Raw genomic sequence first — 9684 nt, 5'->3', positions numbered from 1 at the left:
ATCATGCAGGAACAACCGCTGGGAATCCACGACCTGTGTTTCGCCACCACCGAGAATGTCTTGGCGCACAGCACGTTGGCGGCGCACACCGGTGTGGATGTCGCGAAATACCACGCCGGCATCGGCCAGGAACTGATGAGCGTCGCGGCGCTGGACGAGGACATCGTCACGATCGCGGCAGCGGCGGCGCAGCCGATCATCGACCGGCACGGCACCGAGGGCATCCGGACGGTGCTGCTGGGCACCGAAACCGGTATCGATCAGTCCAAGTCGGCCGGTATCTACGTCGCGTCGCTGCTCGGGCTGTCCTCGGCGACGCGTGTGCTGGAACTGAAGCAGGCGTGCTACGGCGCCACCGGCGCGCTGCAGCTCGCGCTGGCGATGGTCGCGCGCAATCCGGACCAGCGAGTTCTGGTTCTCGCCAGCGATATCGCGAAATACGACCTCGACAGCCCCGGCGAGCCGACGCAGGGCGCGGCCGCGGTGGCGCTGCTGGTCGGCGCGGATCCCGCGCTGGTGCGCATAGACGGTCCCTCGGGTCTGTACACCGCCGACATCATGGACTTCTGGCGTCCGAACTATCGATCCACCGCGGTGGTCGACGGCAAGGCGTCGATCGATGCCTACCTGCAGGCCGTGGAGGCGGCATGGAAGGACTACAGCGCCCAGAACGGTCTTGCGGCAAGTGAATTCGCGTCCTTCTGCTACCACCAGCCGTTCACGAAGATGGCATACAAGGCGCACGCGCACCTGGCCGCCATCGCGGGCCTGCCCACCGACAAGGAGTCGATCCGCGCGGCGATCGAGCCCACCACCCTGTACAACCGGGTGATCGGCAACAGCTATACGGCCTCGGTGTTCATCGCGCTGGCGTCGCTGCTGGACCACACCGACGATCTCGACGGGCGCTCGGTCGGCATGCTCAGCTACGGGTCCGGCTGCGTCGCGGAGTTCTTCGGTGCGACCGTGATGCCCGGCTACCGCGATCACCGCCGCGCCGACCACCACCGAGACGTGATCGCCCGGCGACAGCCCATCGACTACCAGAGCTACCGCGCGCTGCATGCGACGGAGCTGCCGACCGATGGTGGCACTCACCGCTTTCCACGCACGACCACTGCTCCCTACCGGCTCGCCGGAATCGACGAGCACAAGCGGATCTACGAGGTCAACCACTCCGCCACGCGCTGACCTACTCGCGCAGGTGCGCCTCGAACGCGATGCGGTCGCCGCGGTAGAGGGCGCGGACGCGTTCGATGGGGGCGCCGTCGGCGTCGAGGGTGCGGCGGTGCAGCAGGATCGTCGGGAGCGCGGTGGTGCAGTCCAGCAGGGCGGCCTCCCGCGGGGAGGCGAGCACGGTTTCGATTCGCTCGCGCGCCGAGCCGAAGACGACCCCAGCGGCGCGCATCGCGGCGTACAGCGAGGTGGTCGGGTCGAAGCTCGTCCGCAGGCCGCCGAAGCGTTCCAGGGTGAGGAACGTGCTCTCCAGGCCGATCTTTTCGCCGTCGGCGAGCAGGATGCGCTCGAGATGCATGACCGGGGTGCCCACCGGCACGCCCAGCGCCTCGGCGGTGTCCGCGTCGGCGGGCAGATCGTCCCAGCCGACCAGCAGGCGGCCCGGTGTGCGGCCCAGACTCAGCGCGGCTTCGGTGTAGGAGCGCAGCGACAGCGGCTGCACCATCTTCGGGCGCGAGACCACCGTGCCGCGGCCCTGGCGGCGAATCCTGCCCTCCACCAAGAGATCTCGTAGCGCCTGGCGCACGGTTTCGCGCGCCACCTCGAATCGGCCCGCGAGCTCCCGCTCCGAGGGCACCGGATCGCCCTCGGCCAATTCGCCGATGATGCTCTCGATCTGTGTGCGCACCCGATACGCCTTGGGCAGGCGCGCCACCTCTTGTGCGTCCATGCCGACAGCGTACCCGCAATTGGTCTATACCAATTGTTAACCCAGCGTTCGCACGGGACACACTCAACGGTCTAGACCATTGCGCATGATGTGGGCATGCGATTGGTCATCATCGGCGGCGGCGTTCTCGGCACCGCGCACGCCTTCGCGGCCATCGGCCGCGGCCACGAGGTGGTGCAGCTGGAGCGCGAGACCGAGGCCCGCGGCGCCACGGTCCGCAATTTCGGCCTGGTGTGGGTATCGGGCCGCAGCGCAGGCGAATTGGCGATCACGCTGCGGTCGCGGCAACTGTGGGAGGAGATCGGGGGCCGGGTCGCGGGGGTCGGTTTCCGTCCGGCCGGGTCGATCACGCTGGTGCGCACCGCGGCCGAGTTGGCGGTCGCCGAGGCCGCGGCCGCCGGACCCACGGCGGCCGAGCGCGGATTCACGCTGCTGGAGCCGGACGAGGTCCGCGCGCTGAATCCGGCGCTGCGCGGAAAATTCCTTGCGGGACTGCACTGTTCGTTCGACGCCGCCGTGGAGTCCCGCCAGGCCATGCCGGCCCTGCGCGCCCATATGGAGGCCACCGGCCGCTACACCTTCCACGCGGGCACCGAGGCCCGCGCGGTCACCGGCTCCACCGTCGTCGACGATCGCGGGCGCCGCTTCGCGGCCGATCTGGTCCTGGTGTGCCCCGGGGCCGCCCATTCGGGCCTGACCCGGGAACTGGTGGGCGACATCCCGGTTCGCCGCGTGCGGCTGCAGATGATGCAGACCGCACCGCTGGGTGAGCAGCTCACCACCGCCATCGCCGACGGCGACAGTTTCCGCTACTACCCCGGTTTCGCCGGGCCCGCACTCGACCGCCTGAATCGCGAAGAGTCCCAGGGCTTCACCGCCGCCCGGCACCAGATGCAGCTGCTGTGTGTGCAGCGGCTGCACGGCGGCCTGACGATCGGCGACACCCACGAATACGACGAACCGTTCGCCTTCGACGTGGACGAGGCGCCCTACGAGCATCTCGCCGCCGTCACCGAGGACCTGCTGGGCCGCAGACTGCCGCCGATCGTGCGGCGCTGGGCCGGGGTGTACAGCCAGAGCATCGATCCGGCCGCAATCGTCACCCGCACCCGGGCCGCCGACAACGTCTGGGTGATCACCGGCCCGGGCGGGCGTGGCATGACCCTGGGCCCCGCGCTCGGCGAGGAAACCGCCGACCTGCTGAATCTCTGAGAGGAAATGCCATGTCCGACAAGCAGATCGAGCTGGCCGTCCTCGATATGGCCGGTACCACCGTCGCCGACGGCGGGCTGGTGCTGCGCGCCTTCGACGCCGCCGCCACCGCCGCCGGTCTCGAGGCCGACGGCCCCGACCGCGAGGCCGCGCGGAAGTACGTGGTCGACACGATGGGCCAATCGAAGATCACGGTGTTCCGTGCACTGTTCGGCGACGAGGACCGCGCCCACCTGGCCAACCGCGCCTTCGAGGCCGCCTACGACGAGTTCGCGAGCGAGGCGGTACCGATTCCCGGTGCGGCCGAGGCGATCTCGGCCCTGCGTGCGGCGGGGATCAAGGTGGCGCTGACCACCGGATTCAGCCGCGGCACCCAGGACAAGCTGCTGGCCGCCCTGGGCTGGTCCGACCTCGCCGATCTCACGCTGGCACCGTCGGAGGCCGGACGCGGCCGACCGTATCCGGACCTCGTGCTCACCGCCCTGATGCGGCTGCGCATCAATGCGGTGGATCGCGTTGCGGTGCTGGGCGATACGGCCAGCGATATCGCCAGTGGACTTGCCGCCGGGTCGCGCATCGTCGCGGGCACCCTCACCGGCGCTCATGACGAGGACCGCTTGCGTGCCGCCGGTGCCACCCACATCGTGCCGTCGGTCGTGCAGTTCGCCGACCTGCTCCTTCCCTTCGATTCACCCTTCCGTTCCACACGAAAGTTGTAGTCATCGTGCGTCTCTCGACATCCCGCCTCGCACGCACCACGCTCGCTCTGGCCTGTGCCACCGCCGTCGCGGTCACCGCCGCGGCCTGTGGCGGCACCGGGACCTCCGGCGACGACAAGACCGTCACCGTGTACTCCGCCGACGGTGTCGGCGACTGGTACCGGACCCAGTTCGCGAAATTCAGGGAACAGACCGGCATTTCGGTGAATCTGGTCGAGGCCGGATCCGGTGAGGTGGTCAATCGGGTCGACAAGGAACAGTCCAACCCGCAGGCCGACGTCGTGGTCACACTGCCGCCGTTCATTCAGAAGGCGAACAGGTCGGGTCTGCTGCAGGACAGCGGCATCGACACCGGTGCGGTGGCCGCCACCGACAAGGATCCGGGCGGCGCATACGTCACGCTGGCCGGGAATTACCTGTCGTTCATCGCACATCCGTCGGTCGACAGTTCGAAGCTCGCCTGGGACGACCTGCTGAAGCCGGAATTCAAGGGCAAGATCCAGTATTCGACGCCCGGGCAAGCCGGTGACGGCACCGCCGTGCTGATCCTGCTGCAGCAGCTGTTCGGTAAGCAGGGTGCGCTCGACTATCTGGGCAGGCTGCAGGCCAACAATGTCGGACCGTCCGCCTCCACCGGCAAGCTGCAGCCCAAGGTCGACAACGGCGAATTGCTGGTCGCCAACGGCGATGTGCAGATGAATCTGGCGACCATCAAGGAGAAGGGCTCGAAGTTCACCGTCTTCTTCCCCGCCACCGCCGACGGCAAGCGCAGCACCGTGGCCGTGCCGTATGTGATGGGGCTGGCCAAGGGCGCACCGCACCGGGATGCGGCGAAGCAGCTGATGGAATTCCTGCTGTCGGCCGACGTGCAGAAGACCCTCGGCCCCGACGCCATGGCGGTCCCGGTCCGCACGGACCTGAAGGATGTGCCCGCCCCGGCGGGCACCGTGTCACCGGCCGCCTCTCTCCAGGGCGTGACGGTGGTGACTCCGGACTGGAACACGGTGCGCGACGAGCTCGACGGCGACATCGCCGCCTATCAGAAGGCCACCGGAAGCTGATCGACATCCCCAGGAGCGCAACCATGTCCGCACCGATCACCTCGGCCTCGGCAACCGTCGCGGGGGATGCCGAACCGGCGATCGTATTCGACCGGGTCGGCGTCAGCTACGGACGCGGCCGCAAGGCCACCGTCGCGCTGGCCGATTTCACCCTGCGCGTGGCCGCCGGGGAAACGGTGGCGCTGCTGGGGCCCAGCGGCTCCGGTAAGTCGACCGCGCTGAAGGCGCTGGCCGGGTTCGTCCGGCCCACCTCCGGCGCGGTGCGGCTGGCCGGGCGCGAGGTCACCGATCTGTCACCGGCCAAGCGCGGTATCGGCGTGGTCGTGCAGTCGTATGCCCTGTTCCCGCATATGCGGGTCCGCGACAATGTCGCCTTCGGCCTCGAGGCGCATCGGGTGCCGCGCAAGGAGATTGCCGACCGCGTCACGCAATCGCTGGACATGGTCGGCATGGCCGCCTATGCCGGGCGGCTACCGCGGGAACTGTCCGGCGGGCAGCAACAGCGGGTCGCGATCGCCCGCGCCCTGGCCATTCGCCCGCAAGTACTGCTGCTCGACGAGCCGCTGGCGGCGCTGGACGCGCAGCTGCGCCAATCCATGCTCACCGAACTACAGCAGTTGCGAAAGGCCCTGCCGGACACCGCGATGCTCTATGTCACCCACGACCAGGCCGAGGCGCTGGCGCTGGCCGACCGCATCGCGGTGATGCGAGACGCCCGCCTGGTCGACGTCGACACCGCGCAGAACCTGTGGCGCCGCCCGCCCAGCTCGTTCACCGCCGCCTTCCTCGGCGGCGCGAACCTGCTGCCGTGCACGGTGAAACACGTCTCCGGCACGGCGGCCCTGGTCACCGTCGGCGACCGCACCCTGCGGGCGGAGGCTCCGAAACTCGGTGTCGGCCAGCGCCCACCCTCGACGCGCTGGCCCGCCACTACCTCGACACCATCCGGCGCATCCAACCCCACGGCCCCTACCACCTGCTCGGATATTCCTTGGGCGGCAATATCGTTCACGCGCTGGCGGCCGCGCTGGAGGAGAGCGGTGAAACCGCGGCCTATGTGGGCCTCGTCGACTCCCATCCACTCACCGAGCTCACCGCGCAGGCGGTCCGGTCGCTGCGCGATCCCGCTCGGCTCGATGGCCTACTGCCCGAATTGCCCGGCGACGCCCCGGAACTCGCGGCCGCTATCCGGTCCGCCGCGACCGATCTGCTCGGCATGGTCACCCGCTCCGCCACGCCGCGCTACACCGGCCCGATGGCGCTCTATGTCGCCGATACCGGCACCGAGCCCGACCACACGCGCACGCAACTGGCCGGATGGCGAGCCGCCGACGCGCACGTGATCGTGCGCCGACTCCCCTACTCGCACTTCGACATCGTGTCCCCCACGGGCTGGACCGAGATCGCCGCCCTCCTCGACGTCGATCCCGCGATCGGCGCATGAGCCTCCCCCATAACAAGAAGGAACCCATGACTGTGTACCGAACGACGGCCCGGCTACGCGCCGCCGTCGCCCTGCTGATCGTCGCCCTCGCCGCGGTGGCGGGCTGTAGTAGCTCCGCCTCGAAGGACTCCGACGGCTCGGCCACCCGGCAGGTGCAGACCGAGCGCGGGGCGGTCGCGGTGCCCGCGGACCCGCAGCGCATCGTCGTGGTCAACGGCTCGCTCGCCGGATATCTCTACGATCTCGGCGCCAAGGTCAAGGCCGCGGACCCGCGAGTGCTCGGCGTCACGCTCGCGCCCGGCAAGTTCCCGCAGGCCTGGGCCGAGGACGCCGAGAAGCAGGGCACGCAGGTGCTGCCGTCCGGCGACAACATCAATCTGGAGTTCATCGCCGCCCAGCATCCGGACCTGATCATCGGTGGCGGACAGGGATATCCGGGTCAGCAGTCCATCGACGCCTACGACCGGCTCACCGCCATCGCACCGACGGTGCTGATCTCCTCCTCCATCACCAACTGGCAGGACCAGCTGAAGGCCGTCGCCGACGTGGTGAACCGTTCGGACCGGGTGAACGAACTGATCAAGGCCTACGGCGACAAGGTCGCGAAGGTGAAGTCCTCGATCAAGGTCCCTCAGGGCGCGGCCGCGATCTACCAGTCGCGCAAGGATCAGAAGCCCTCCGTGATCGCGCCGGGCACCCCCCTGCCCGCGCTGCTGGCCGAGGTCGGTTTCACCATCGACGACAAGGTGGAGGCCAAGGCCGGGAATCCGACCCGTGCGGCCGCCGCCGACTGGGTGGGGTTCAGCCCGGAACTGCTGACCACCGTCGCCGACGCCCCGGTGTTGTTCGTCGTGCAACTCGAGGGCGGCCGCGGCCTCGAGCAGTTGCGGCAGGACCCGATGCTGGCCAAGCTCCCGGCCTTCAAGTCCGGCAACGTCTTCGAGCTGCCCGCCACCAGCCAGCGTCCCGACTACCGCAACGTCATGCGCACCCTCGATCTGCTCGCGGAGCGCTTCAAGTGACGGCCGTCGGCGGCCTGCTCATCGACGTCTCGCCGCTGCGGGCCAGCCGGGAGTTCCGCTGCGCCTTCGCCGCACGGCTGGTGTCGGTGCTGGGCATCGGGCTGCTCATGGTGGCCCTGCCCGTGCAGGTCTACCGGCTGACCGGATCCTCGCTGCACGTCGCGGGCGTCACCACGGTCACCGCGGTCGCGCTGTTCGCCGGAAGCCTGTTCGGGGGCGTGATCGCCGACCGGTACGACCGGCGTGACGTCATCCAATGGTCGCGCAGCGCAGCCGGTTTCGGCTTCCTCGTACTCGGCGTCAATGCGCTACTGCCGCATCCGATGCTGCCGGTGATCTACGCCGCCGGTGTGATCGACGGCCTGGCGGGCGGGATCAGCGGTTCGGCGCTGATGGCGTTGGTTCCCAAGCTGGTCGGGCGGGACAAGGTGCCCGCCGCCGGTGCGCTCACCGCGCTCACCTCCGACCTGGGCACCATGATCACACCGGCGCTGGCCGGTCTGCTGATCGCGAAAACCGGTGTGGCCCCGGCATTTTTCCTCGCCGCGGCCGCGACCGTCGCCACGGTGACCCTGATCCGGGCCATCGGCCCGCAGCCGCCCCCGCAACGCCACACCGACCATCCGCTGCGGGCACTGGCCATCGGCATCCGATTCGCCGTGCGGCATCCGGTGATTCGCCCCGCCCTGCTCACCGGCCTGATCGCCATGCTGGTGAGCGGACCGCTGGTGTTGCTGCCCGCCCTGGCCGAGCACGAACTCGGCGCGGGCACAACGGCCCTCGGCCTGCTCTACGCCGCACCCGGCGCGGGCGCGGTGCTCGGCTCGCTGACCAGCGGATGGATCGGCCGCACCGGCCATCCGGGCCGGGCGTTGCTGATCTCGCTGGCGCTCATGCCGATCGGCGTGATCGTCGCCGGAGTGGCACCGCACGCCGCCCTGGTCTTCCTGGGGCTGGCCGGATTCGGTCTCGCCCGCGCGGTCAACATGGTGCTGCGCTACTCGGTGCTGCAACACAATGCGCCCGAGGAGTTGCGCGGGCGGGTCTCCGGGCTGCTCATGGTCCAAGCGGTGACCGGGACTGCGATCGGGTCGATGGTGGCGGGCCTGGCTGGTCAATTCTTCTCGCCCGCAACCGCTCTCGTGGTCTACGGGCTGTCCGTACTGATACTGGGCGCCCTGGCGGCTCTGACCGCCGGGCCGCTGCTGGGAAAGGAGTAGGTCCATGGATCGTGCCGCCTATGCCGAAAACATCACCGCGGTGCTGTCGGGAGCGCACGGCGCCAAGGTCGGCTACCCCATCGGGCTGTGCGAGGTGGAGGTGATCCGCACCCAGCGCCTCGGTTCCGCGCTGCTGCGCATCACCTTCGGCGGGCCGGACCTGGCGGGATTTCACAGCTACGTGCCCGACGAGCATGTGCGCCTGGTCTTTCCGGACGACGAGGGCGTGCTGCGGCTGCCGCGGAAGGACGGATTGTCGCTGGAATGGGGAAATCCCCGGCCGGTGTCGCGGGAGTACACGGTGCGCCGCCACAGCGCGACAGAGTGCGAGTTGGACATCGACTTCGCCATTCACCCCGGCGGCCTTGCCTCGGAGTGGGCGCTCGCGGCGACACCCGGCACGCGAATCCACATCGCGGGTCCGCCCGGGGGCGTGGTGGTTCCGAGAACTTACGACAAATACCTGTTCGCCGGTGACATCACCGCGCTGCCCGCGATCGCCCGCTGGCTGGAGTGGCTGCCCAGGGAGGCGTCCGGCTGGGCCTTCCTCGCGGTAGGCGGCGCCGACGAGGAGATTCCGCTGGACCCGCCGCCCGGTGTCGCGGTGCGCTGGGTGCACCGCGACACCGCCGAACCGGGCGATGGCAACGGGCTGGAGCAGGCGGTTCGCGAGGTGAAAGTGCCCAGCGGAGAACGGGTCTACGTCTGGATGGCCGGTGAGGCGGGTGCGCTGCGCCCGCTGCGCCGCTGGGTGCGCACGGAACTGGGAGTGGGCCCGAAGGACTGCCTGATCGCCGGCTACTGGAAGCGCGGCGTGGCCGATTTCGACAGAGAGGAATGAACGACCATGACTACCGACCAGACCACAGCGTCGGATCGCCGGCGGGTCATCGCGGACGTGGCGTCGGCGCTGGGCGTGGACCCGGGCGAACTGACCGACGAGACCGATCTGCTGGATGCCGGGCTCGACTCGGTGCGCATCATGTCGCTGGTCGAGAAGTGGCGCGCGGCGGGCTATGAGCACGTCGACTTCCCCACGCTCGCTTCGGATCCCGTCCTGGGATCGTGGCTCGACATCCTGAAGTGAGTGGGTGGCGCGG

Annotated in this window: 10 protein-coding genes and 1 pseudogene; 10 read left to right on the top strand and 1 reads right to left on the bottom strand. The window is 69.4% G+C overall.

Annotated features, from left to right (window positions below; genetic code table 11):
- Positions 1 to 3: 3 nt before the first annotated feature.
- The gene (locus IU452_RS12910) at positions 4 to 1191 is read left to right on the top strand and encodes a hydroxymethylglutaryl-CoA synthase (RefSeq protein ID WP_195109242.1); all 1188 of its coding nucleotides are present in this window, start codon (positions 4 to 6) and stop codon (positions 1189 to 1191) included.
- A 1-nt stretch (position 1192) separates the two neighbouring features.
- Here IU452_RS12910 and IU452_RS12905 read toward each other — a convergent pair whose 3' ends face one another.
- A complete protein-coding gene (locus IU452_RS12905; protein WP_195109241.1) occupies positions 1193 to 1906 on the bottom strand; it encodes a GntR family transcriptional regulator in 714 nt (237 codons plus the stop codon).
- A gap of 96 nt (positions 1907 to 2002) precedes the next feature.
- Between IU452_RS12905 and IU452_RS12900 the strand changes: the two genes are divergently transcribed.
- The 9 genes and pseudogenes from IU452_RS12900 (at position 2003) to IU452_RS12860 (ending at position 9671) form a co-directional block, all read left to right on the top strand.
- On the top strand, positions 2003 to 3118 hold the full coding sequence (locus tag IU452_RS12900) for a TIGR03364 family FAD-dependent oxidoreductase (RefSeq protein WP_195109240.1): 1116 nt from the start codon (positions 2003 to 2005) through the stop codon (positions 3116 to 3118).
- A gap of 11 nt (positions 3119 to 3129) precedes the next feature.
- On the top strand, positions 3130 to 3837 hold the full coding sequence (locus IU452_RS12895) for a phosphonatase-like hydrolase (protein ID WP_195109239.1): 708 nt from the start codon (positions 3130 to 3132) through the stop codon (positions 3835 to 3837).
- Positions 3838 to 3842: 5 nt separating this feature from the next.
- Entirely contained in the window at positions 3843 to 4898 is a 1056-nt protein-coding gene (locus IU452_RS12890) for a 2-aminoethylphosphonate ABC transporter substrate-binding protein (RefSeq protein ID WP_195109238.1), read from the top strand.
- Between the two features lie 23 nt (positions 4899 to 4921).
- A pseudogene (locus IU452_RS12885) lies at positions 4922 to 5756 on the top strand (ABC transporter ATP-binding protein); the annotation flags it as partial.
- A complete protein-coding gene (locus IU452_RS12880; RefSeq protein WP_195109614.1) occupies positions 5647 to 6342 on the top strand; it encodes a thioesterase domain-containing protein in 696 nt (231 codons plus the stop codon). The pseudogene IU452_RS12885 and the gene IU452_RS12880, both read left to right, overlap by 110 nt.
- A 26-nt stretch (positions 6343 to 6368) precedes the next feature.
- A complete protein-coding gene (locus IU452_RS12875) occupies positions 6369 to 7364 on the top strand; it encodes an ABC transporter substrate-binding protein (protein WP_195109237.1) in 996 nt (331 codons plus the stop codon).
- Positions 7361 to 8584: an enterobactin transporter EntS gene (gene entS / locus IU452_RS12870; protein ID WP_195109236.1), complete on the top strand. Its 1224-nt coding sequence runs from the start codon at positions 7361 to 7363 to the stop codon at positions 8582 to 8584. The genes IU452_RS12875 and entS overlap by 4 nt, the downstream gene beginning before the upstream one ends.
- A 4-nt stretch (positions 8585 to 8588) precedes the next feature.
- The gene (locus IU452_RS12865) at positions 8589 to 9425 is read left to right on the top strand and encodes a siderophore-interacting protein (protein ID WP_195109235.1); all 837 of its coding nucleotides are present in this window, start codon (positions 8589 to 8591) and stop codon (positions 9423 to 9425) included.
- A gap of 6 nt (positions 9426 to 9431) precedes the next feature.
- Positions 9432 to 9671 (top strand): phosphopantetheine-binding protein, encoded by a 240-nt coding sequence (locus IU452_RS12860; RefSeq protein ID WP_195109234.1) that lies wholly within the window; start codon positions 9432 to 9434, stop codon positions 9669 to 9671.
- Positions 9672 to 9684: the final 13 nt, after the last annotated feature.

This window comes from Nocardia transvalensis (assembly GCF_015477765.1).
GTDB classification, from domain to species: domain Bacteria; phylum Actinomycetota; class Actinomycetes; order Mycobacteriales; family Mycobacteriaceae; genus Nocardia; species Nocardia transvalensis_A.
The sequence above is the reverse complement of the archived record's forward strand: the minus strand, read 5'-3'. Positions and strand labels throughout refer to the sequence as shown.

What these genes read in the sequence shown, in the direction of transcription:
- IU452_RS12910 (WP_195109242.1), top strand. Translation starts at nt 4, where the DNA reads ATGCAGGAACAACCGCTGGGAATCCACGACCTGTGTTTCGCCACCACC.
- IU452_RS12905 (WP_195109241.1), bottom strand. Translation starts at nt 1,906, where the DNA reads ATGGACGCACAAGAGGTGGCGCGCCTGCCCAAGGCGTATCGGGTGCGC.
- IU452_RS12900 (WP_195109240.1), top strand. Translation starts at nt 2,003, where the DNA reads ATGCGATTGGTCATCATCGGCGGCGGCGTTCTCGGCACCGCGCACGCC.
- IU452_RS12895 (WP_195109239.1), top strand. Translation starts at nt 3,130, where the DNA reads ATGTCCGACAAGCAGATCGAGCTGGCCGTCCTCGATATGGCCGGTACC.
- IU452_RS12875 (WP_195109237.1), top strand. Translation starts at nt 6,369, where the DNA reads ATGACTGTGTACCGAACGACGGCCCGGCTACGCGCCGCCGTCGCCCTG.
- IU452_RS12865 (WP_195109235.1), top strand. Translation starts at nt 8,589, where the DNA reads ATGGATCGTGCCGCCTATGCCGAAAACATCACCGCGGTGCTGTCGGGA.
- IU452_RS12860 (WP_195109234.1), top strand. Translation starts at nt 9,432, where the DNA reads ATGACTACCGACCAGACCACAGCGTCGGATCGCCGGCGGGTCATCGCG.